This is a genomic window from Roseateles sp. So40a, from assembly GCF_048081605.1.
Lineage (GTDB): Bacteria > Pseudomonadota > Gammaproteobacteria > Burkholderiales > Burkholderiaceae_C > Roseateles.
In genome coordinates, this window is record NZ_CP182288.1 from 2,981,249 (window position 1) to 3,002,922 (window position 21,674).

Here is a 21,674-nt window from a genome sequence, read left to right on the forward strand (position 1 = left end):
CGCAGAGCGCCAACCGATCAAAACAGATCCTGTTGTTCGCCGACCTGCTGCCCGGTCGCCCTCGCCTCGATCGCGAGGATCTTGAGCTTCGTGACGACACCACCGGCCGCCGAGAACCCGGTGAGGTTGGCGGCCTTGCCCGCCGTCGGCGCGCCCATCACGCGATGACAGGGCACGATCGGCGCGAACGGGTTGTGGCCCTCGGCGCGCCCGACCGCCCTGGCCGCGCCGGGATGCCCCAGCTGCAGCGCCACCTCGCCATACGTCAGCGTCTGCCCGACCGGAATGCGGCGCGTGAACGCGAGCACCTCCCGATCGAAGGCCGGCACCGCGCTGTCATCCAGCGGCACTTCCAGCAGATCGCGCGGCTCGCCCGCGAGCAGCGCCCGTACGCCCAGGCAGGCCTGCTGCACCGACTCGGGCAGGCGCTCGAACGCCGCTTCCTCAAGCGCCGTCGGAAACCGCACCCACATCCGGTCGCGGGTCATCGAGAGGGATTCCTCGGGCAACTGCGAGCCCACGATGCCGCGCTCGGTCCACGCGATGCCGCAGTGGCCGAGCACCGTCTCGTAGCAATGGAAGAAAACCTGAGGCGCCATGGCGCGATGCTGATCCTTGACGCGGTCAGTCCGTGACAGGAGACGGCGCGTCCGCGTCGACCGGTGGCTTGAACGCGGGGTGCCGGCTGGCGATCTCTGCCGCCTGCACCCTCGCTTCGGTGGCGATCCGGGCGACCTCGCGCGGCGCCAGCGCCTTGAGCTTGTGGTCCGACCACACCTGGCGCCAACGGCGCGCGCCGGGCAACCCGTTCCACAGGCCCAGCGCATGGCGCATCGCCTGCGACCAGGGCCGGCCGGCGGCGACCTGGCGATCGAGGTAATCCAGCCAGAGCGCCTCGACGGCTTCACGGCTCTCGGCGATCGGCGCGGCCGAGCCGAAGAAGCGCTGGTCCCAGCCCGCCATCTGCCAGGGCTCGTGATAGGCCTGACGTCCCACCATCACGCCGTCGACATGGTCCAGCTGAGCAGCGATCTCATCGTCGGCCTTGAGCCCGCCGTTGATCGCGATCGTCAACCGCGGGAACTCCTGCTTGAGCCGATGGACCAGCTCGTAACGCAGCGGCGGGATGTCCCGGTTCTCCTTGGGCGACAGGCCCTGCAGCCACGCATTGCGCGCATGCACGATGAAGACCTCGCAGCCCGCGTCGGCGACCTGGCCGACGAAGTCCCGCACGAAGTCATAGCTCTCGATCCGGTCGATGCCGATGCGGTGCTTGACCGTCACCGGGATGGACACCGCGTCGCGCATCGCCTTCACGCCATCGGCCACCAGCCCGGGCTCGGCCATCAGGCAGGCTCCGAACGCGCCCCGCTGCACGCGCTCGCTCGGGCAGCCGCAGTTCAGGTTGACCTCGTCGTAGCCCCACTGCTCGGCCAGCTTCGCGCAGGCCGCCAGATCCGCGGGCTCGGAGCCGCCCAGCTGCAGCGCGACGGGGTGCTCCTCCGGGTTGAAGTCGAGGTGGCGCGGCTGATCGCCGTGCAGGATCGCGCCGGTCGTCACCATCTCGGTGTAGAGCAGCGTGTGGCGGGTCAGCAGCCGATGGAAGTAGCGGCAATCAGCCGTGGTCCAGTCGAGCATCGGCGCCACGGACAGGCGCCAGGGAGAGAACGTGGAAGGCATAAGCAGGTGATTATCCCAGGCGCCGATTTGTATCGAATGGCGTCCTCACTCGGCGGAGGGATGGGCCGCGCGGGCCGTACGTCGTACCATCCCGGCCGCCCTCGCGGCCGTGTTCACCGATGTCTTCGTTCCGCCATCCCACCCGCTCTCCCGGAGGTCTTCTGCGCCTCGGCGGGGCCGTGCTCGCGGTGCTGATCGGTGCCGTGTCCAGCACGCCGATCGCCGCGGCGGACAAGCCTCAGCCCGCGAAGACCGCCAAGACAGCGAAGGCCGCCAAGCCTGTGAAGGCACCGAGCAAACCCGCGAAGAACGCCAGGACGAAGAAGGACCCACCGGGCGCCCGTCATCCCGGCCCAAGCGCCCCGCCGGCCCGCACCGAGGCCACCGACATCGCCGAGCTTCGCGCCCGGCAGGCGGCCGGCGAGGTGGTGCTGATGCGGCGTCATACCGTGGACGACCTGGCGATCGAGGTCTGGTCCACCGGGCTGCCGCGCAGACTCTACGTCGCGGTCTCACAGCAGGGTCTGCTTCGGCGCACCTTGACCTTCACCGATGAGGCCCAGGCCTGGCGGGGCTTCGACAGCTTCCGTCGGATGGCAGCGGCCGGCGAGGTCGGACGGCCGGTGCTGCTGGGCCAGCTGCCGGCGCCCGGCGCCACGACGTCCACCTCCGCCGCCCTCGACACCCCGCCCACCCAGAGCGCGGGCCAGGAAGTCGCGACGCTGCGCCGGGAGCGGATCGGCAACGAACTCGCGCGGCTGGTGTGGGATGCGGGCGCCTCCGAGTACGTCGTCTCGCTGACGCGCCAAGGCGCGGCGGTGGCGATGCAGCGCAGCCCGGACGCCGTCGTCGCGACCCGCGTCTACGAGGAGTTCATCCGCCAGGCCGAGGGCCGCGCCGCGCTGCTGCCGGCCGATCAGCCCCGCGGATCAGAGCCTGCGCTGACCCGTTCCGCTGATCAGAGCCGTTGACTGAAGCTCAGCTTGATGTTGCGGCCCGGCGCGTAGACGGCCTCGGCGAGATAAGGTTGCACGCTGCGGTTGAACAGGTTGTCGACGCCCTCGCTGCAATAGCCGGGCAGGTTGCGATAGAACGGCATGTTGGGCGGACGCGTGGTGCCGGGCTCCACGAAGATGCCGAAGCGCTTGTGGATGTTGTCGTGCACCAGGTTGCGGAAGACCGTCAGCGTGGCGGCCAGCGCGTCGCGGCTGATGAGAGTTCGGCGACGCACTTCCGGAGAGAGATTCGGTCGCTCCTTCGCTTGGTCCAGCAGGTCACGATTGGAGATTGACATGCCCGTCTCCTGCCTGCTGTTCCGAATCGACATCGTGGACCCTCGACGGGCGATCCGAGGGGGGATACCGATTTAAGCAGGTGGCTCCCCCCTCTCAAACTGAGAAAGGGGATGGACCTGATCTCCCGATCAGTCCAGCGCGCGCAGCGGGTGCTCGGCCGCCGTCCAGGGGCTGCGGAAGAACGCATCCACATCGGCCGGCGTCACGTCCTCCACGCGCGCCGGGTTCCAGCGCGGCGCATGGTCCTTGTCCACGGCCAGCGCGCGCACGCCCTCCACCGTCTCGCTCGCCGCGCCCGGGCGCAGGTGGAAGCAGTGATGCACCAGGTCGCGCTCCATGCGCAGGTCCTCCGCCAGCGACATGCCGCGCGCCCGGCGGATCTGCGCCAAGGTCACCGACATCATCAGCGGCGAGCGCTTGCGCAGCGTCGCCAGCGTGTGCTGCGCCCACGCGTCGGCATCCGCCTCCAGCGACGCGAACAGCGCCGCCACCGTCGGCGCCGCGAAGTGCCGGTTGATCAGCGCCCGCGCGTTCCAGTGCTCGGCCGGCGGCGCCAGGTCCGCACGCTCCATCACCGTGGCCACCACATGCTCGGCGCTGTCCTGCGCGCCGGTGCGGAAGGCCTCGACGATCGCCGGCAGCTCGCTGCTGCGCACGAACACGTCGCCCAGGCCCAGCTCGATCGCGTCACCCGCGCCGATGACCTGACCGGTCAGCGCCAGCCACTCGCCGCTGTGCCCCGGGCAGCGCGACAGGAAATACCCGCCGCCCACGTCCGGGAACAGACCGATGTTGGTCTCGGGCATCGCCAGCTTGGAATGCTCGGTCAGCACGCGCAGCCGCGCGCCCTGGCTCACGCCCATGCCCCCGCCCATCACCACGCCGTCCATCAGCGCGATGTAGGGCTTGGGGAACTGGTGGATCAGGTGGTTGAGCGCGTATTCCTCGGTGAAGAACGCGTCCAGCGCGGCATCGCCCGCCAACGCAGCCTGATGGAAGAAGCGGATGTCGCCACCCGCGCAGAACGCGGCGGGCTTGCCCTCGCGGCCCGCGCCCAGCACCGCCACCGCCTGGATGCGCGGATCGTCACGCCAGGCCGTGAGCAGCGTCGTCATGTCGCGGATCATCGCCAGCGACAGCGCGTTCAGCGCTTGGGGACGGTTCAGCGTGATCAGGCCGAGGCAGCCGTTGACCTCGGCCAGGATCAGCCCTTCGGATTGCAGCGACGGAATCACAGCGACATCTCTCCACTCGTAGTTGCGGTCGGGTGGCGCCAGGCACCCCACCGTTCGTTGCCCTTCAACGCGGCCCGCACCATAACACCGCGCACGGGCGTTTGCCGGAGCATCCGGCCTGGCGCGACCAGCCATCCGGCCCGCCGCGACCTGCAGGCAGCGGCCTCATTCATCCCGATAAACACCCACGACCGGCGCCCCGCCCGCCTCGACCCAGCCGCGGTACATGCCCTCGGTGTTGAAGCCCAGCCACACGTTGCCCAGCGCGTCCACGGCGATCAGGCCGCCGTCGCCGCCCACCGGGGGCAGCTCCTCGAACACGACTCGCGACGCCGCCTCGGCCAGCGACATCCCGCCGATGCGCATCAGCGCGCCGACCTCATGGGCGGCCGCCGCGCGGATGAAGGCCTCGCCGGTGCCGGTGCAGGACACCGCGACGCTGCGGTCGTCCGCGTAGCAGCCCGCGCCGAGGATCGGCGAGTCGCCGACGCGCCCCGGCCGCTTGTTGGTCATCCCGCCGGTGGACGTGGCCGCCGCCAGATGCCCCGCCGCGTCGCGGACCACCGCGCCGACGGTGCCGAACTTGGTCTTCTCGTCGATCGGGCCGCCCGCCACGGCCTGCTGGCCGTCATGGTCGAGCACCTGCCCCATCGCCGACGCCTGCGCCTTGCGCAGTTGGGCCAGGCGCTGCGGCGTGCCGAACCAGGTCGGCTCCACGCGCTCCAGCCCCTGCTCGAAGGCGAAGGCCTCGGCGGCCGGACCGATCAGCATCACATGGCCGCTGTGCGCCATCACCGCCCGCGCCGCCAGCACCGGGTTGCGCACCCGCGTCACGCCGGCCACCGCCCCCGCGGACCGGTCGCGACCGTCCATCACGCTGGCATCGAGCTCATGCCGCTCGTCGGCCGTGTACACCGCGCCCTTGCCGGCGTTGAAGAGCTCGCACTCCTCGAGCCGCCGCACCGCCTCCACCGCCACGTCCATCGCGGCGTCGCCGCGGGACAGGCGCTCGGCGCCGTCGGCCAGGATCACCTTGAGCGCGGCCCGATAGCTCGCCTCCATCTCCGCGCTCATGCTGTCGCGGCGGATCGTGCCGGCGCCGCCATGCAGGGCGAGCACCGGGCGCGGCAAGGCGGTCGGGAAGGAAGCGGTCATGGGCAGGCCTCGGACGGAGCCTGGGCGGCTCGCAAGCCGCGCATTCTCGCTGGGATCGGGCATGTCCCTCGGCTTGTCCCGGTCGGGACATGGAAAAAGCGAACGCTCGTGCTAAAACCCCGCGCAGTTCGCCACAGGCGGCATCCAGGACTGCAGGAGACGACATGGACCTGAATTTCACGCCCGAGGAGCAGGCCTTCCGGGCCGAGATCCGCCAGTGGGTCGCGGATCACCTTCCCCAGGACATCAGCCACAAGGTGCACAACGCGCTGCGCCTGAACAAGGACGATCTGCAGCGCTGGGCGCGCATCCTGGGCAAGCAGGGCTGGCACGGCTGGGCCTGGCCGAAGCAGTTCGGCGGACCGGGCTGGAACGCCGTGCAGCGCCATCTGTTCGAAGAGGAATGCGCGCTGGCCGGCGCGCCCCGCGTCGTGCCCTTCGGGCCGGTGATGGTGGCGCCGGTGATCATGGCTTTCGGCTCGCGCGAGCAGCAGGAGCGCCACCTCCCCGGCATCATGAGCGGCGACGTGTGGTGGAGCCAGGGCTACAGCGAACCGGGCTCGGGCTCGGACCTGGCCTCGGTGAAGACGCGCGCCGAGAAGCGCGGCGACACCTACATCGTCAACGGCCAGAAGACCTGGACCACGCTGGGGCAGTACGGCGACTGGATCTTCTGCCTCGTGCGCACGGACCCGAGCGTCAAGCCGCAGGCCGGCATCTCCTTCCTGCTGATCGACATGAAGTCGCCGGGCGTGACCGTGCGGCCAATCATCATGCTCGACGGCGAGCACGAGGTGAACGAGGTGTTCTTCGACAACGTCGAGGTCCCCGCCGAGAACCTCGTGGGCGAGGAGAACAAGGGCTGGACCTACGCCAAGTACCTGCTCGCGCATGAGCGCACCAACATCGCCGACGTGAACCGCGCCAAGCGGGAGCTGGAGCGCCTGAAGCGCATCGCCAAGGCCGAGGGCGTGTATGAGGACGGCCGCTTCCGCGATCAGGTCGCGCTGCTGGAAGTGGACATCGTCGCGCTGGAGATGATGGTGCTGCGCGTGCTGTCCGCGGAGAGCAGCGGCAAGCAGTCGCTGGACGTCGCGGGCCTGCTCAAGATCCGCGGCAGCGAGATCCAGCAGCGCTACACCGAGCTCATGATGCTGGCCGCCGGTCCCTACGCCACGCCCTTCATCCACGAGGCCATGGAAGCGGGCTGGCAAGGCGACCAGGTGGGCGCGGCCCATTGCGCGCCGCTGGCCAGCCACTACTTCAACTACCGCAAGACGACGATCTACGGCGGATCCAACGAGGTCCAGCGCAACATCGTCGCGCAGACCGTGCTGGGCTGAGGCAGGCGACAGGAGACAGACATGGATTTCGATTTCACCGAAGACCAGAACTCGCTGCGCGACGCCGTGCGGCGTTACGTCGACAAGGATTACGGCTTCGAGCAGCGCCGCGCGATCGTCAAGGCGGGCGGCTTCTCGCGCCAGGTCTGGGAAGGACTCGCGGGCCTGGGCCTGACCGCGCTGGCCGTGCCCGAGGCGCATGGTGGCCTGGGCTTCGGCCCGGCCGAGGCGATGGTCGTGATGGAGGAGCTCGGCCGCGGCCTGGTCATGGAGCCCTTCGCCCAGGGCGGCCTGGTCGCGCCGGCGGTGCTGAGCCGGGCCGGCAAGGACGTCCAGGCGGACTGGCTGCCCCGCATCGCGGGCGGCGACGCGCTGGTGGTGCTGGCGCATCAGGAACGCCGCGCGCGTTATCGGCTTGAGATTTGCGACACGCTGGCGACCGCCGATCATCACCTGATCGGTGCGAAGAGTCTCGTGCCCGCCGGGGATGTGGCGGATGCCTTCATCGTGCCGGCGCGAGCGGACAACGCCGGCCGAGGCATCGCGCTGTACCTGGTCAAGAAGGACGCGCCCGGCATGACGGTGCGCGGCTACGCATTGCATGACGGCTCGCGCGCCGCTGAACTGACCTTTGATCGCACACCCGCCACGCGCTTGGTCAGCCCGGGTCTCGGCCTCGATGTGCTCGAGCACGCCGTGGACATCGCCATCGCGGCGCAGGCCGCGGAAGCGGTCGGCGTGATGGACCGCTACGTCGCGCTGACGGCGGACTACCTGAACACGCGCAAGCAGTTCGGCGTGGCCATCGCCAGCTTCCAGGCGCTGCGCCACCGCATGGCCGACATCAAGATGCAGCTGGAGCTGGCGCGCTCGATGAGCTACTTCGCCACGCTCAAGCTCAACGAACCGGCCGAGGCCCGCCGCCGCGCGGTGTCCCAGGCCAAGGTGCAGCTGGGCCGGTCGATGCGTTTCGTCGGCCAGGAGTGCACGCAGCTGCACGGCGGCATCGGTGTGACCGACGAGTACATCGGCAGCCATTACTTCAAGCGCCTCACGGTCATGGAGATGCAGTACGGCGACACGCTCCACCACCTCGGCGAGGTGAGCGCGCGAATGCAGGACACGGCGGGCGTCTTCGCCTGACGCTGCGTACACTGGCCGGGTCCCGCCGCCGTCGCGGCGGGGGAGCCCGCCATGTCGATCGCGTCGATCACGCCCCCTTCCCTGATCGCCGGACTGCTGCTCGCGGCCGCGGCGTTGTCGGCCTCCGCCCAGGACTTCAAGCCCGGCCTGTGGGAGATCAGGCAGAAGCCCCAGCTCGACCCGCAGCGTCAGGCGCAGATGGAGCAGATGCAGAAGCAGATGGCGGCGCTGCCGCCCGAGCAGCGCAAGCAGCTGGAATCGATGATGACGAAGAACGGCGTCAGCATGAACTTCCAGGGCGGTGAGCTGACGCTCAAGAGCTGTGTGACCAAGGAACAGGCCGACCGCGCCGCCCTGCCCCGCACCGAGGGCAAGTGCGAGCACGACAGCAAGCGCTCCGGCGACAAGCTGCTGGTGAACTTCCGCTGCTCGAATCCGGCGTCGGAAGGGACCAATGAGATCACCTTCCTCGGCGCGGACCATTACCTGACCAAGTCCGAGATCCGCTCGCAGCGCGACGGCAAGACCGAGGTGCTGCGCTCCACCGGCGAGGCCCGCTACCTTGGCAGCGACTGCGGACCGCTCACGCCCAAGGCCAAGCCTTGAGCCGCGTTGAGATCGGCGCTGGGAGCGGCAGCCTGTGCGACGTCGCCGGGCTCAAGCTCGGCCACTTCACCCATCCGGACGTGCCCACCGGCTGCAGCGTCGTGCTGTGCGAGGCCGGCGCGACCGCCGGCGTGGACGTGCGCGGCGCGGCGCCGGGCACGCGCGACACCGAGCTGCTGCGTCCCGAGAACACGGTCCAGCAGGTCCACGCGGTGCTGCTCACTGGCGGGAGCGCCTTCGGGCTGGCCGCCGCGGACGGCGTCATGCGCTGGCTGGCCGAGCGCGGCCATGGGTTCGCCGTCGGCCAGGCGCGGGTGCCCATCGTGCCGGCCGCCGTGCTCTTCGACCTCTGGCTGCATGGCGCCGAGACCGCGCCCGACGCGGCGGCCGGCCGCGCGGCCTGTGACGCGGCCACGTCCACGGAGCGCTCGCGGGGCCGGGTCGGTGCCGGGGCCGGCGCGACGGTCGGCAAGCTGCTGGGCGTGGACCGCGCGATGCCGGGCGGCCTGGGCATGGCCTCGGTGCGCGTGGGCGGCGTCACGCTGGCCGCGATGGTGGCGGTGAACGCGGTCGGCGATGTCGTCGATCCGCGCTCCGGCGACGTGCTCGCCGGATCGCGCGGCGCCGACGGCCGGCCGCGCTCCACGGTCCAGGCCCTGCTTGCCGGTGAGGCGCCGGGTGGCGGGCTTCAGGGCAGCGCCACGACGCTGGGGATCATCGCCACGGACGCGCGCCTGACGAAGTCGCAGGCGGCCAAGCTCGCCCAGATCGCGCACGACGGCTTCGCCCGGGCCATCCAGCCGGTGCACACGGTGATGGATGGCGACGTGATGTTCGCGCTGGCCACCGGCGCCGCCGACGTCGACGGCGACATGACGCTGCTGGGCGCGCTGGCCGCGGAAGTGGTGGCGCGGGCCGTGGTCGACGCGGTGCTCGCCTGAGATCAGAGCCCTTCCGGTGGCGGGGGCAGGTCGTCCGTCACGGGTGTCTGCGCCACGACGGGCGGAGGCGGCGCGGCCCGCCGATGCAACACTTTGTCCACGCCTTCGCGGTTCAGCGGCACATCGTGGAGATCCTGGACGAAAGCAAGCAAGGTCATCAGCTCCTGCTGGCGAAGTTGCAGCGGTCCGATCTCGACGCCGATGCGCGTGCACGCGTCGCGCACGGCCTGTTCTGGCGTGGCGTGCAGGAGCTCACCGCTTCGATGCTGGCGATGCAGCATCAGCGCGGCTTCCAGCACCACGCCGGCGCGGCGGTCGCCCGCGGCGGTTTGGATGGCCTGGTGTTGCCCCGGCTCCAGCCGATGCGTCGTCAGGTGCGCGCAGAGGGTTTTCAGCCGAGAGGCCGACGGAACCTCGCCGGACTTCAGCGGCACGCGCAGCCAGGTCAGTCGAAGTTCCGCGCCCGGCGCCGGTTGCCCGGCGCCATTGAGCACCACACCTTGTTTCGACATGCTCACACCGACCAGCGTCTCCGAGGCGTGGGGGCCCAGGTGCTTCTCGGGTTGCGCCGCCGGCTTCTTCGAACGGGGGCCACGCAGGTTGATCGCGCGGAACCTGGCCGTCAGCCCTCCGCGGTAGTTCTGGAAGCTCTTGCCGCCGTCCATGCAGGACGGCTCGCCGGCCGTGCCAGGTGGGCGCAGGTCGATCACTCGCGCGATGTTGTGCTTGAGGCAGGCGTGGGCCCAGCCATGGGCCTCGGCGCGGTTCGGCGCCGTCATCAGGACGTTGCCGGTACCGGACAGCGCGTGCGCGGCAAGGGGTCGGAACTCGACGCCGTGCATCGAGCCCGGAGGCAGCATGTGCTTGCCCAACCATGACTTGCCCTCCGTTTCCAGTTGCTCGAACAGCTTGCCGGCCGGGGCAGCTTGAGCGCGCCACGCTTTGGTTTCGCTGCGCGACAGCCCGGAGGGCGCCTTGAACTTGGCGCTGGTCGGCGTGGTGTCCGCGTCAGTCGCGGGTTTGCTGCGAAGCAGCGACGAGAGAGAGAATTTCATCGGCGTGGGGACAAGTTCGGCGACATTGCCTCCACGTTTGTCTGTCGATCCGCCAATCCGGCTGTCACTTGGATGCTCCCGGCAGGACATCCGTCACACTTGCAAGGCCGCACCGCCCAGGCCCTAGATCAGGAACGACTCATTCGAGCTGTCGGAATCCTCCGAGTCGCCCGCACCGTCCTCGCTCGCCAATCGAGGCGGCCCGTCCGCGAACAGGCGCACGTCCAGCGTCCTCGCGAAGCTCACATGGCGTGTGGACGCGACGCCCCCGCCAGGATTCCCCGCCTTGAGGATGGAGCGTGGGGCTCGGGCCTGCAGGGCCTGCGCGCGGATCTGGGCCAGCGTCGGCCGGGACTGACCCAGCAGCGGCCGGGGCCGATGCAGGCCACGCAAGTCCCCTCGCCGATCAGCCTCGAGCAGCAGGCGGCCGAACCCCATCAGCGAGACGAGGTCACACGCCCGGAACAGATCGAGACCGCGGTCCCGGCGGATGTCCAGGCACTGTTGCAGCACGGCATCAGGCAGGTCGCGCTCCTCGAACCCTTGCCGCAGATGCCGCCGGACCAATCCGAGCGCCGCGGCGAAGGTGGCGCCGACATGCCGGCCGTCCGCGCATTGGAAGGCGGTCTTCCCGCCCTGCCGAGGTTCGAGCTCGGCGAGCTGCAGGCTGGTCTGCAGCAACTGGCTCGGCGCGATGGGCGTGTCGGCGCCAACATCGACCGGGATCCAGCTCAGGGCCACAGGCATGCGCATGCGCGGACCGTGGTGTCGCTCGCGCTCCGAGCGCAGGTCGACCACCCGGCAGACGGTTTCCTCCTGGCAGGCGCGCGCGAACGGGTGAAGCTGCCGCGCGTCCGGCGCCGCCAGGAGCAGGCAGCCATCGGACAACTGACTGGCCAGCAGCGATGCCGGCTGGATCAGCGTCACGGCGCTGAGGTGGCGCGGCGCCCGGGCATCGGGGCCGGTGTCGACGTGGAGATCGGTACGCAGCTCGGCGGCGGTCCGCTGCTTCAGGACCTCGAGCAGTTCGCGGCCCTGCGCCCGATCGGCGCGTGGGATGCCGGGCTTGGCCCGCAAATGAAGCAGCGCGGCGGCGCGTTGGAGGAGGGAGGACATGGGTTTGAGGGGCCACCGGTCGATCGCCGGTCGCGGTGATGCGAAGCGGCGTACGTACCCGTCACGGACGAGAACATCCAACTTCAAGGCGTTCTCACCGCGCCATTTCTTGATCTCGATCAAGATTTTTCATTTCCAAACCCGCGGCGACAATCACGCCCATGAGTTCGAGTTCTTCCAAGGCCGCCAAGCCGGTCGCCATCGCCCAGATCCTGTTCAGCCAAGGCTTCGGTACCCGCCGGCACTGCGCGGCGCTGATCGATCACGGCCTCGTGACGGTCGCCGGCGAGGTCGTCGAGGACCCGCAGCAGGCCTTCCCCACCGAAGGGCTGGTGTTCGAGGTCGAGGGCCAGGTCTGGCCGTTCCACGAGAAGGCGCTGATCCTGCTGAACAAGCCGGCCGGCTACGAGTGTTCACGCAAGCCCAGCCATCACCCGAGCGTCTTCTCGCTGCTGCCCGAGCCGCTGCGCAACCGCGACATCCAGCCGGTGGGCCGCCTTGACGAGGACACGACCGGCCTGCTGCTCCTGACCGATGACGGCCCGCTGCAGCACAAGCTGACCAGCCCGAAGTACCACGTGCCCAAGCTGTACCAGGCGGCGTGCAAGGCGGAGGTCGACGAGGCGCAGTTGCGTCAGCTGCTGGCGGGCGTGCTGCTCGAGGAACGCAACCCCAAGCTGGCCGAAGAGCCGGTGAACGCGGTCAGCGCCGAGCGGCTGCCCGACGGCCGGCTGCAGATGGCGCTGACGGAGGGGCGTTACCACCAGGCCAAGCGCATGGTGGCAGCGGTCGGCAACCGGGTGCTGGCCCTGCACCGCCAGCGCATCGGCGCGCTGGACCTGCCAGCCGACCTCAAGGAGGGCGGCTGGATCTGGTTGGACGCCGCTCAGCGGGACTTGGCGATGTCGGAGCCCGTCTCGGGCTGATCGTCCCAGGGCCGATCCTTCAGCTTGAGGGCCTCCAGGTCCGCGAACGGCCACCACCTGGGGCGAACTCGAGGCTGCCACTCGCGCCTGCAGACGCCGGCACATGAGCAACAGCATCGCCGGATCGGGCGAGCCACCTGGCGCGACCGGCAATCGGGTCCATGCCAGCGAGCGACTGGTCTCCTTCCTGCCGACCGCCTTCCAGCGGAGATTCACGGGCGATTGACGGATGTCATCCTTCCAGCCTCGGGAAGGTCCCGAGGGCGGGCATCGCGGAACTTGGATAGAAACGCGCCACCAAGGCGCCGCTCACGCGGCGGCGTCACGAGCCTGGAGGGCGCATCGGCCGGGATCCTCGACGGCCGCGTCGTATGGGAACTTCTGAGAATCATCACATCGGGGAATCGGGCCCGCTCAGCATCGCGCTGCAGGTCCGCGCGGAACGCCTCACGCACCTGCAGGCGCGCGTGGCCATGCCCGCGATCGTCGGCGCGCTCTTCAGCCTGCTGCCCGTCGTCCTGTTGTGGTCGCACCTGCCCGCGGTCGACCTGATCGGCTGGCTCCTGACCCGCTGGGGCATCTCGTCGTGTCGCGTGCTCGACGCCGGCCGATTCCTGAAACTCCCGCTGGTCGAACGCGCGCGCCCGCATCACGAGCATCGCTATCTGGCCGGTCTCGCGCTCGACGGCCTGGCCTGGGGCGTCATCGGCGCGCTGTTCGCCACGCCCAACCTGCCAGAGATCGACGGCGCCGTCATGACGACGCTGGTCGGCTTGGTGGCCTTCACGATGGTGTCGCTGGGCCATTGGGCGCGCGGCCAGGCGCTGTTCGCCTCGCTCGTGATCGCGCCGATCGCCATCCGCATGCTCCTGCAGGGCGGCACCACCGGCTGGCTGAGCGCGGGGGGGCTGGCGATGTTCTGGCTGCTCACCGTGCTGGAGTCACGCCGTGTCGAGGCCCGCACGCTGGAGTTGCTGCGCCTGCGCTTCGAGCAGGCCCGGTTGGCCGAGCAGCGCCGGCTGGCGCTGGACGCCGCCGAGGAAACCAGCAGCAGCAAGAGCCGCTTCGTCGCGGTGATGAGCCACGAGATCCGCACGCCGCTCAACGGCATCATCGGCATGACCCAGCTGCTGGAGCGCGGCGATCTGAGCGCGCAGCAGCGCGAGCAGGTCGAGATCGTGCGTCGCTCGGGCCGACACCTGCTGACGCTGGTCAATGACATCCTGGACCTCGCCCGCATCGAGTCCGGCAAGCTCGTCGTCGAGCCTCGCCCGATGGAGCTGCGCGAGGTCGTGGGCGACGTGGCCCGGCTGCTGGGCGAGACCGCCCGGGCCAAGGGCCTGGCCTTCTCGTGCAGCGTCGCCCCGCAACTGCCGGCGCGGGCGATGGGGGACGCGTCCCGCATCCAGCAGGTGCTGCACAACCTGGTGGGCAACGCGATCAAGTTCACCGACCGCGGCCGGGTGGACGTGGAAGTCAGCCCGGTGCTGGACATGCGTGCGGGGACGTTGCTGCGCTTCGCCGTGCGCGACACCGGCGACGGCATCCCCGCCGACCAGCTGGAACGGATCTTCGCGCCCTTCGAGCAGGCTGAAGCGCCGCGCGGCGGCTCGGACCGCGCCCGGCGCGACGGCGCGGGCCTGGGGCTGACGATCTCGCGCGAGCTCGCCCGCGCGATGGGCGGCGACCTGCGCTGCACGTCGACGCCGGGCGAGGGCTCGACCTTCGAGTTCACGCTGCCGCTGCAGATCGCCGCGGCCGAGACGGAGCCGCCTCGACCCGCCGTTCCTGGCGCGGCCGCCGGCGTCCCCGCCACGCCGCTGCCCACGCTGGGCGGGCGCGTGCTGCTGGTGGACGACAGCCCGGTGAACCTGCTCGTGGCCTCGACGATGCTCACGCGCTGCGGCGTGGAGGTCGTGCCGGCCGAACACGGCGAGCAGGCGCTGGAGCGCTTGCGCGCGCAGCGCTTCGACCTGGTGCTGATGGACTGCCACATGCCCGGCCTGGACGGCTACGCCGCCACCCAGGCCTGGCGTCAGGAGGAGGCGCGCCGGCTGCTGCCGCGCACGCCCGTGGTGGCGCTGACCGCCAGCGCCGTCGAGGACGACCGCGGCCGTTGCCTCGCTGCCGGCATGGACGATTACCTGGTCAAGCCCTTCGAGATGGACGACCTGCTCGGCGTGGTGAAGCGGCACCTGAGCGCGGCGACAGATAATCCCGGCCCATGCAGGTTTTCCGCGGCTTCCACCATCCCGGCATCGCAGCCCAGTGCGCGCTGACGATCGGCAACTTCGACGGCGTCCATCGCGGCCATCAGGCCATGCTGGCGCTGCTGCAGTCGGAGGCCCGCCACCGCGGCCTGCCGACCTGCGTGCTGACCTTCGAGCCGCACCCGCGCGATTTCTTCGCCGCCAGGCTGGGCAAGCCTGAACTGGCCCCGGCCCGCATCGCCACGCTGCGCGACAAGCTCCAGGAACTGGAGCGCTGCGGCGTCGATCAGGTCGTCGTGCTGCGCTTCGACGAAGCGCTCGCCTCGCTGCCCGCGCAGGACTTCATCCAGCAGGTGCTGGTGGACGGCCTGGGCGCGCGGTACGTGCTCGTCGGAGACGACTTCCGCTTCGGCGCCAAGCGCCAGGGCGACTACGCGACGCTGGACGCCGCCGGGCAGCGGCTGGGCTTCGACGTCGCCCGGATGATGAGCTACGAGGTCCACGGGCTGCGCGTGTCGAGCTCCGCGGTGCGCGAGGCGCTGGCCGCCGGCGACATGGACGGCGCGGCGCGGCTGCTGGGCCGCCCGTATGCGATCTCCGGCCATGTGATCCACGGGCAGAAGCTCGGCCGGCAGCTCTCGGAGAGCGCGCCCGGACGCGGCGACGGCTTCCGCACGCTGAACCTGCGCTTCGATCACGACAAGCCGGCCGCGCACGGCATCTTCGCGGTGCGGGTGCATGGGCTGGATGGGGATTACGGCACCGTGCTCGATGGCGTGGCCTCGCTGGGCGTGCGCCCCACCGTCGAGGACGCCGGCCGCGTGCTGCTGGAGGTGCACGCGCTGGACTGGCCGGCCGAATTGGCCGCCCGGCTGGGCGCCTCGGAGGCCTACGGTAAACTCGTGCGGGTGGAACTCCTCCAAAAACTGCGCGATGAAGCCCGTTTCGACGGGCTTGATGCGTTGACGGCCGCCATCCGCGACGACGTCCGCCAGGCCCGCGCGTTCTTCGCCCAGCAGGCGAGCCCGCACGCCGCCGTCCGCCGCCAGACCACCCGCGACCGAATTTGACGGGCTGAGCGCCCTCCCCGCGTTCAGCCGGCGCGCGGCGTGCCAGCGCCCGCGCCCTCCTGCCGACAGGCCCCGTTCCCCTCCTTTCCCCGCTGCCCCGCCTTCCGCGCGAGGCCGCCCTCTTCGATTGCCGCTGCCATGACCGACACGTCCAAGCCTGACTACCGATCGACGCTCAACCTGCCCGACACGCCGTTCCCGATGCGCGGCGACCTGCCCAAGCGCGAGCCGGGCTGGGTCAAGGAATGGGAAGACCAGGGCGTGTACCAGCGCCTGCGCGTGGCGCGCCAGGGCAAGCCCAAGTTCGTTCTGCACGACGGCCCGCCCTACGCCAACGGCCAGATCCACATGGGTCACGCGGTCAACAAGATCCTCAAGGACATGATCGTCAAGGCGCGCCAGCTCGAGGGCTTCGACGCCGCCTACATCCCGGGCTGGGACTGCCACGGCCTGCCCATCGAGAACCAGATCGAGAAGACCTTCGGCCGCGGCCTGCCGCGCGACGAGGTGCAGGCCAAGAGCCGCGCCTACGCCACCGCGCAGATCGACCAGCAGCGCGCCGACTTCAAGCGCCTGGGCGTGCTCGGCGACTGGGACCATCCCTATCGCACGATGGACTTCAAGAACGAGGCCGGCGAGATCCGTGTCCTCAAGCGCCTGTTCGAGCGCGGCTTTGTCTATCGCGGCCTCAAGCCGGTGTACTGGTGCTTCGACTGCGGCTCCTCGCTGGCCGAGTTCGAGATCGAGTACGCCGACAAGCAGTCGCCCGCGGTCGACGTCGCCTTCCTGAGCGCGGAACCGGAGAAGCTGGCCGCCGCCTTCGGCGTGCCCCAGCTCGACAAGGAGGCGTTCACCGTCATCTGGACGACCACGCCCTGGACCATCCCGGCCAACCAGGCGCTCAACCTGAACCCCGAGCTGCCCTACGCGCTGGTCGACACCGAGCGCGGTTTCTTCGTCGTGGCCGAGGCGCTGGTCGAGAAGTGCCTGGCCCGCTGGGGCATCGAGGGCAAGACCGTCGCCGTGACGGCCGGCAAGTCGCTCGAGCTGCTGAAGTTCAAGCACCCGCTGGCGCATGTGCACCCGGGCTTCGACCGCGAGAGTCCCGTGTACCTGGCCGACTACGCCACCGCCGATGACGGCACCGGCGTGGTCCACTCGGCGCCGGCCTACGGCGTGGACGACTTCAACTCGTGCATGTCGCACGGGATGACGTTCAAGGAGATCCTGAACCCGGTGCAGGGCAACGGCGTCTACGAGGCCGAGCTGCCGCTGTTCGGCGGCCAGCACATCTGGAAGGCCAACCCGGTCATCGCGCAGGCGCTGCAGGACGCCGGCCGCCTGATGGCGCAGAGCAAGATCAGCCACAGCTACCCGCACTGCTGGCGCCACAAGAGCCCGGTGATCTACCGCGCCGCGGCGCAGTGGTTCGTCCGCATGGACGACGGCGACGGCGTGTTCACCGTGGACAAGGCCGACAAGACGCTGCGTCAGCTGGCGCTGGACGCGATCGAGCAGACCAGCTTCTACCCGGAGAACGGCCGCACGCGGCTGCACGACATGATCGCCGGCCGGCCCGACTGGTGCATCTCGCGCCAGCGCAGCTGGGGCGTGCCGTTGCCGATCTTCCTGCACAAGGACAGCGGCCAGCCGCATCCGAAGACGCTCGAGTTCATCGAGCGCGCCGCGCAGCTGGTGGAAGCCGACGGCATCGAAGCCTGGTCCAAGCTGGATCCGGCCGAGTGGCTGGGCGCGGAGGCCGAGCAGTACTCGAAGGGTCAGGACATCCTGGACGTGTGGTTCGACTCCGGTTCCACGTTCCAGCACGTGCTCAAGGGCTCGCATGCCGGCGCCGCGCACGACAGCGGTCCGGAAGCCGACCTGTACCTGGAAGGCCATGACCAGCATCGCGGCTGGTTCCACTCGTCGCTGCTGATCTCCTGCGCGATCAACAGCCGCGCGCCGTACCGCGGCCTGCTGACCCACGGATTCACCGTGGACAGCCAGGGCCGCAAGATGAGCAAGTCGCTGGGCAACGGCGTGGACCCGCAGGAAACCAGCAAGTCGCTGGGCGCCGAGATCATCCGGCTGTGGGTGGCCGCGTCCGATTACTCGGGCGACATCGCCGGCGACAAGAAGATCCTGGACCGTGTCGTGGACGGCTACCGCCGCATCCGCAACACGCTGCGCTTCCTGCTGGCCAACACCTCGGACTTCGACGCGGCCACGGACGCCGTGCCGATGGATCAGCTGCTGGAAGCGGACCGCTACGCGCTGGCGCGCGCGGCGCAGTTCCAGGAGGAGATCCTGGCGCATTACCAGCGCTACGAGTTCCACCCGGTCGTGGCCAAGCTGCAGGTGTACTGCTCGGAGGACCTGGGCGCGTTCTACCTGGACGTGCTGAAGGACCGCCTGTACACGAGCGCGCCGAACGCCAAGGCGCGCCGCTCGGCGCAGACCGCGCTGTGGCACATCACGAACGCGATGCTGCGCTGGATGGCGCCGTTCCTGAGCTTCACCGCCGAGGAAGCGTGGAAGGTCTTCGCCGGCAAGCAGCCGGGCGAGACGATCTTCACCGAGACCTTCTGGTCCTTCGGCGTCGCGCACGACGACGGCCTGATCGCGAAGTGGAACCGCATCCACGAGCTCCGCGATGCGGTGAACAAGGCGATCGAGGCGGTGCGCACGACCGGCGCGATCGGCTCGTCGCTGCAGGCGGAAGTCGCGCTGGGCGTGACCGCCGAGGACCTTGCGCTGCTGAGCAGCCTGGGCGAGGACCTGAAGTTCGTGCTGATCACCTCGGCCGCGAGCGTGGCCGCGGCGCAGGAGCTCAGCATCACGGTGACGCCGTCGACGCACCAGAAGTGCGAGCGCTGCTGGCACTACCGCGCGGACGTCGGCGCCAATCCGGCCCACCCGACGATCTGCGGCCGCTGCGAGAGCAATCTCTACGGCGACGGCGAGACGCGCGTGATCGCCTGATCCCGCAGCCAGCCCAGGCCGGCGCTGGTGCCTTCGGGCACCGCGCCGCGCCTCGGCCGGTATTCGCAGCCCACCCAGCCGTCCCAGCCGGTCTCCGCGGCGATCTCATCGATCGCCGCGAGCGCGCCGCGCCAGTCCAGCGTGCCGACGTCGGGCTCGTGCCGATCCGGCACGCCGGCGATCTGGAAGTGCCCGACGCGGCCCGTCGGCAGCCATTGCCGCAGCTGCGCGAGCACGTCACCCTCGACCCGGGCGCAGTGATACAGGTCCATCTGGACCTTCAGATGCCCGGACCCGATCCGCTCGACGATCGCGTGCGCTTCGTCCTGCCGTTGCAGCAGATAGCCCGGCATGTCATGCGGATTGATGGGCTCGATCATCAGCGTGATGCCGGCGCGAGCGCCCTGCTCCACCGCCCAGCGCAGGCGCGCCTCATAACGCCCGATCGCGGCGTCGCGATCCTCATTCGGCGCCAGCAGGCCCGCGAGCACATGCAGCCGTGGCGCGCCCACGCGATGCGCGTAGTCCAGGCCCCGCTCGATCGACTCGCGGAAGTCCTCGTCGCGCCCGGCCAGTGAGGCCAGGCCGCGCTCACCGCCGGCCCAATCGCCAGGTGGCGCGTTGATCAGCGCCACCTCCAGTCCGTGCGCATCGACCCGCGCGCGCAACTCGGCGGCCGGCACGTCGTAGGGGAACAGACATTCGATGGCCCGGAAACCGTCGCTCGCGGCGGCCTCGATGCGATCGAGGAAGGGCAGCTCCTGATAAAGGAAGCCGAGGTTGGCAGCGAAGCGAGGCACCGCTCGATTGTTCATGCAATCACACGTTGTGGATACTCACGAGTGCCACGAGCGCCACGAGCGGCAGCCGATCGCTCAAAGCGTCTCCACGTCGACGTCCACGCTCAGCTTGTTCTGCTCGGCGCCGGCCCCGGAGGCATGGCTGCCATCCATGTCGAATCTGCCGCGGTAGATGCCCGGCGGCAATCCGAGGTTGTCCTCCTTCGCGAAAGAGACCGTCAGGCGCCGCTTCCAGTCTCGCGGCGCACAGGGTTTCGCTCCGCCGCAGCCCCGGCCCACTTGTGCACGAAGGTGGATCACTCGCGTGGTCCTGGGCATGTGACGGTCATAGGAGCCGGGGCTGACCTGCTCCCACTCCGACGTCTGTTGAAGCACGTCGTGCGCGACCACGCGTATGAGGCTGTACGGTTTCTCCGCCTTCCTGTTCGTGGTCACCTCGACGGATTCCTCCACGCCTGCCTGCTCGGGCACGCGGAAGGTGAACCGGTTGGGCCGCCTGCTGTCGCCCTCCTTGAAGGCGCCGGCCCGCTGTACCGCGCCCTTGTAGTCCCATTCGAACGGCCTCGTCGCCGTGACGCGCCCCAGCTTGCGGGTGGAGATGCGTACATCGACCCGCCACACCTCGGGGGAGACAAGGCTGAAGTTCGAGGCATCGACGCGGTCGAAGATTGCGCCGATGTCGAACGTACCGACGAACACACGCCCCTGCGCCAGCGTGGGGTTGTCTTCCGGCCAGTAGCTCAGCATCAGTCGACCATCCCCGCCCTCGGGGCAATCGTGCGAGTCGTTCATCGCCAGGAGCCCCACGCAAGGCGCGATCTTCTGTCCGCGCAGTGTCAGCTGGGTGGGCACGGACGTCCGTTCATCCTTGACCGTGATCTGGAACCTGGTATGGCCCGGTGTGCCGGACGGCATCGGAACGCCGCCGTCCGGGGCCGAAGGCACCTTGAAGTACAAGCCGCGTCGCCGCTCGCCCGTCAGGCCGTTCAGACTGAGATCAGTGGTGACAAGGGCTCGCCGCTCGGTCAACGGATAGGCCTCAGCCCAACTGCCATTGAAGGCATGTGCGACTCGCCTCGCGATCCGGACATCGGGGTAGAGGCCCTCAATCCAGAGGGCATGAGCCGCCACCCGCGTGGCCGCCGTCATTGTTGGATTGAACCAGGTGGTCAGGCCTGTCAGCATCCCCTCGTGTTCCCCGCGCTCGTACCAGCCGCCGCCGTTGTCGCCGGCCCCGCGTGCCCAGTTCTCGCTGCCGGTCGTTGCGTCGTAGTCGAGGTACATGGCATTGGGATCGTCCCTCGAGAAGTCGCGCCTCCCCGCGACGCCAAAGCGACGAGCGGGCTGCCTGTCCTCCGAGTTTCCGACACCGCCCCGGCCATAGGCGACCACTTCCATGGAGGGATCGCCTCTGCCCGCGCGATCACCGAAGGTGTCGTTGATCCACACCGGCGGCAGCAAGGGCCGGAGGACATCCAGCGGCCTGTCGGCGGGCCGTGGCACGCGTACGAGCGCCATCGCCATCGCCTTTCCGTGAGCGGGAAAAAAGACGCGGCCCTCCCCGCTGACCACGCTCCGCCCCTGCCAATCGATGAACTCGACCTGGGCGACACGAGTTGTCGCGTGAACGTCCTTGCCGCTCAGACAGGACGCCCCGGCCAGTATGTAGACGAAGGCCGCATCCTCGCCGAGCCAGGTCCCGTTCGTCTGGTGGCATCCCTTCCGATCGATGCCCGTGAGCTTGAGAAGACCGGCCGAGTGGAAGCGCGGCTTCCGGCTCTCCGCCAACAGCTGCTCGTCCACGCGCCCGGCCGTTCCCTCGATGTTGGACAGGTCGCCGCCGAAGCGCTTGAACGCTTCCTCGTTGATGACGATGGCACGAGCGTCCGGCGCAAGGAGCGCGCAGGGCAACAGCAGTGCGAGCAACTGGCGACGCGGACTCGGGAAAGATTGGGCGGGCATGAGGGCTCCGGGGGTGGATGGAGCAGAAGATTCTGCGAAGCCCCCGGTCAGGCCGCCATGACCGGAATCACGAGACCAGGCAGGTCCCGATCACTGGTCAGGGTCCGGATCGACCCGTCCCCGCCATGTCCGTTGCCACTGCGAACCTTTCCGCC

At 69.7% G+C, this 21,674-nt stretch carries 19 protein-coding genes; 10 read left to right on the forward strand and 9 right to left on the reverse strand.

All coding sequences use genetic code 11. From position 1 onward, the window contains the following. Positions 1-17: 17 nt before the first annotated feature. The gene (locus ACNI65_RS13520; protein WP_416757228.1) at positions 18-599 is read right to left on the reverse strand and encodes a methylated-DNA--[protein]-cysteine S-methyltransferase; all 582 of its coding nucleotides are present in this window, start codon (positions 597-599) and stop codon (positions 18-20) included. Positions 600-624: 25 nt separating this feature from the next. Continuing rightward, positions 625-1,680 carry a tRNA dihydrouridine(20/20a) synthase DusA gene (dusA, locus tag ACNI65_RS13525; RefSeq protein WP_416757230.1) on the reverse strand — a complete coding sequence of 352 codons (1,056 nt, stop codon included), beginning with the start codon at positions 1,678-1,680 and terminating at the stop codon, positions 625-627. Between the two features lie 179 nt (positions 1,681-1,859). Between dusA and ACNI65_RS13530 the strand changes: the two genes are divergently transcribed. Further along, complete coding sequence (locus tag ACNI65_RS13530; RefSeq protein ID WP_416757232.1) at positions 1,860-2,651, forward strand: hypothetical protein; 792 nt, start codon at positions 1,860-1,862, stop codon at positions 2,649-2,651. Here the strand turns inward: ACNI65_RS13530 and ACNI65_RS13535 are convergent. The 3 genes from ACNI65_RS13535 to ACNI65_RS13545 all read right to left on the reverse strand — a co-directional run bounded on the left by ACNI65_RS13535 (position 2,639) and on the right by ACNI65_RS13545 (position 5,365). Next, positions 2,639-2,974, reverse strand: a complete 336-nt coding sequence (locus ACNI65_RS13535) for a hypothetical protein (RefSeq protein ID WP_416757234.1) — start codon at positions 2,972-2,974, stop codon at positions 2,639-2,641. The two genes, ACNI65_RS13530 and ACNI65_RS13535, sit on opposite strands and share 13 nt — an antisense overlap. Positions 2,975-3,103: 129 nt before the next feature. Next, positions 3,104-4,210 (reverse strand): enoyl-CoA hydratase/isomerase family protein, encoded by a 1,107-nt coding sequence (locus tag ACNI65_RS13540; RefSeq protein ID WP_416757236.1) that lies wholly within the window; start codon positions 4,208-4,210, stop codon positions 3,104-3,106. 165 nt (positions 4,211-4,375) lie between these two features. Continuing rightward, positions 4,376-5,365 (reverse strand): isoaspartyl peptidase/L-asparaginase family protein, encoded by a 990-nt coding sequence (locus ACNI65_RS13545; RefSeq protein WP_416757238.1) that lies wholly within the window; start codon positions 5,363-5,365, stop codon positions 4,376-4,378. Positions 5,366-5,529: 164 nt separating this feature from the next. Between ACNI65_RS13545 and ACNI65_RS13550 the strand changes: the two genes are divergently transcribed. Genes ACNI65_RS13550 through ACNI65_RS13565 form a run of 4 tightly spaced genes read left to right on the forward strand, consistent with a single transcriptional unit; the run spans position 5,530 to position 9,398 of the window. Next, a complete protein-coding gene (locus ACNI65_RS13550; RefSeq protein WP_416757240.1) occupies positions 5,530-6,708 on the forward strand; it encodes an acyl-CoA dehydrogenase family protein in 1,179 nt (392 codons plus the stop codon). A gap of 21 nt (positions 6,709-6,729) precedes the next feature. Continuing rightward, entirely contained in the window at positions 6,730-7,851 is a 1,122-nt protein-coding gene (locus tag ACNI65_RS13555; protein WP_416757241.1) for an acyl-CoA dehydrogenase family protein, read from the forward strand. Positions 7,852-7,902: 51 nt separating this feature from the next. Further along, positions 7,903-8,457: a DUF3617 domain-containing protein gene (locus ACNI65_RS13560; protein ID WP_416757242.1), complete on the forward strand. Its 555-nt coding sequence runs from the start codon at positions 7,903-7,905 to the stop codon at positions 8,455-8,457. Beyond that, positions 8,454-9,398: a P1 family peptidase gene (locus ACNI65_RS13565; protein ID WP_416757243.1), complete on the forward strand. Its 945-nt coding sequence runs from the start codon at positions 8,454-8,456 to the stop codon at positions 9,396-9,398. The genes ACNI65_RS13560 and ACNI65_RS13565 overlap by 4 nt, the downstream gene beginning before the upstream one ends. A gap of 2 nt (positions 9,399-9,400) precedes the next feature. Here ACNI65_RS13565 and ACNI65_RS13570 read toward each other — a convergent pair whose 3' ends face one another. Further along, positions 9,401-10,543: a hypothetical protein gene (locus ACNI65_RS13570; RefSeq protein WP_416757244.1), complete on the reverse strand. Its 1,143-nt coding sequence runs from the start codon at positions 10,541-10,543 to the stop codon at positions 9,401-9,403. Between the two features lie 33 nt (positions 10,544-10,576). After that, positions 10,577-11,692, reverse strand: a complete 1,116-nt coding sequence (locus tag ACNI65_RS13575) for a hypothetical protein (protein WP_416757245.1) — start codon at positions 11,690-11,692, stop codon at positions 10,577-10,579. A 38-nt stretch (positions 11,693-11,730) separates the two neighbouring features. Here ACNI65_RS13575 and ACNI65_RS13580 point away from each other — a divergent pair, with 38 nt between their 5' ends. The 5 genes from ACNI65_RS13580 to ileS all read left to right on the forward strand — a co-directional run bounded on the left by ACNI65_RS13580 (position 11,731) and on the right by ileS (position 18,757). Beyond that, positions 11,731-12,495, forward strand: coding sequence for a pseudouridine synthase (locus ACNI65_RS13580; RefSeq protein ID WP_416757246.1), 765 nt, complete (start codon positions 11,731-11,733; stop codon positions 12,493-12,495). A 103-nt stretch (positions 12,496-12,598) separates the two neighbouring features. Further along, positions 12,599-12,721, forward strand: a complete 123-nt coding sequence (locus ACNI65_RS13585; protein ID WP_416757248.1) for a hypothetical protein — start codon at positions 12,599-12,601, stop codon at positions 12,719-12,721. Positions 12,722-12,866: 145 nt separating this feature from the next. Next, positions 12,867-14,774, forward strand: coding sequence for an ATP-binding protein (locus ACNI65_RS13590; protein ID WP_416757249.1), 1,908 nt, complete (start codon positions 12,867-12,869; stop codon positions 14,772-14,774). Further along, positions 14,720-15,775, forward strand: a complete 1,056-nt coding sequence (locus tag ACNI65_RS13595; protein WP_416757250.1) for a bifunctional riboflavin kinase/FAD synthetase — start codon at positions 14,720-14,722, stop codon at positions 15,773-15,775. The genes ACNI65_RS13590 and ACNI65_RS13595 overlap by 55 nt, the downstream gene beginning before the upstream one ends. A gap of 138 nt (positions 15,776-15,913) precedes the next feature. Continuing rightward, complete coding sequence (gene ileS, locus ACNI65_RS13600) at positions 15,914-18,757, forward strand: isoleucine--tRNA ligase (protein WP_416757251.1); 2,844 nt, start codon at positions 15,914-15,916, stop codon at positions 18,755-18,757. Here ileS and ACNI65_RS13605 read toward each other — a convergent pair. Together ACNI65_RS13605 and ACNI65_RS13610 are read right to left on the reverse strand one after the other, a co-directional pair. Next, positions 18,724-19,557, reverse strand: a complete 834-nt coding sequence (locus tag ACNI65_RS13605; protein ID WP_416763622.1) for a hydroxypyruvate isomerase family protein — start codon at positions 19,555-19,557, stop codon at positions 18,724-18,726. The two genes, ileS and ACNI65_RS13605, sit on opposite strands and share 34 nt — an antisense overlap. A gap of 75 nt (positions 19,558-19,632) precedes the next feature. Next, complete coding sequence (locus tag ACNI65_RS13610) at positions 19,633-21,519, reverse strand: hypothetical protein (protein ID WP_416757252.1); 1,887 nt, start codon at positions 21,517-21,519, stop codon at positions 19,633-19,635. Positions 21,520-21,674 lie beyond the last annotated feature (155 nt).

Coding starts and splice junctions, on each gene's coding strand:
- ACNI65_RS13560 (WP_416757242.1), top strand. CDS start 7,903: ATGTCGATCGCGTCGATCACGCCCCCTTCCCTGATCGCCGGACTGCTG.
- ACNI65_RS13590 (WP_416757249.1), top strand. CDS start 12,867: ATGGGAACTTCTGAGAATCATCACATCGGGGAATCGGGCCCGCTCAGC.
- ACNI65_RS13580 (WP_416757246.1), top strand. CDS start 11,731: ATGAGTTCGAGTTCTTCCAAGGCCGCCAAGCCGGTCGCCATCGCCCAG.
- ileS (WP_416757251.1), top strand. CDS start 15,914: ATGACCGACACGTCCAAGCCTGACTACCGATCGACGCTCAACCTGCCC.
- dusA (WP_416757230.1), bottom strand. CDS start 1,680: ATGCCTTCCACGTTCTCTCCCTGGCGCCTGTCCGTGGCGCCGATGCTC.
- ACNI65_RS13520 (WP_416757228.1), bottom strand. CDS start 599: ATGGCGCCTCAGGTTTTCTTCCATTGCTACGAGACGGTGCTCGGCCAC.
- ACNI65_RS13555 (WP_416757241.1), top strand. CDS start 6,730: ATGGATTTCGATTTCACCGAAGACCAGAACTCGCTGCGCGACGCCGTG.
- ACNI65_RS13610 (WP_416757252.1), bottom strand. CDS start 21,519: ATGCCCGCCCAATCTTTCCCGAGTCCGCGTCGCCAGTTGCTCGCACTG.
- ACNI65_RS13585 (WP_416757248.1), top strand. CDS start 12,599: ATGAGCAACAGCATCGCCGGATCGGGCGAGCCACCTGGCGCGACCGGC.
- ACNI65_RS13535 (WP_416757234.1), bottom strand. CDS start 2,974: ATGTCAATCTCCAATCGTGACCTGCTGGACCAAGCGAAGGAGCGACCG.
- ACNI65_RS13570 (WP_416757244.1), bottom strand. CDS start 10,543: ATGTCCTGCCGGGAGCATCCAAGTGACAGCCGGATTGGCGGATCGACA.
- ACNI65_RS13545 (WP_416757238.1), bottom strand. CDS start 5,365: ATGACCGCTTCCTTCCCGACCGCCTTGCCGCGCCCGGTGCTCGCCCTG.
- ACNI65_RS13595 (WP_416757250.1), top strand. CDS start 14,720: ATGCAGGTTTTCCGCGGCTTCCACCATCCCGGCATCGCAGCCCAGTGC.
- ACNI65_RS13550 (WP_416757240.1), top strand. CDS start 5,530: ATGGACCTGAATTTCACGCCCGAGGAGCAGGCCTTCCGGGCCGAGATC.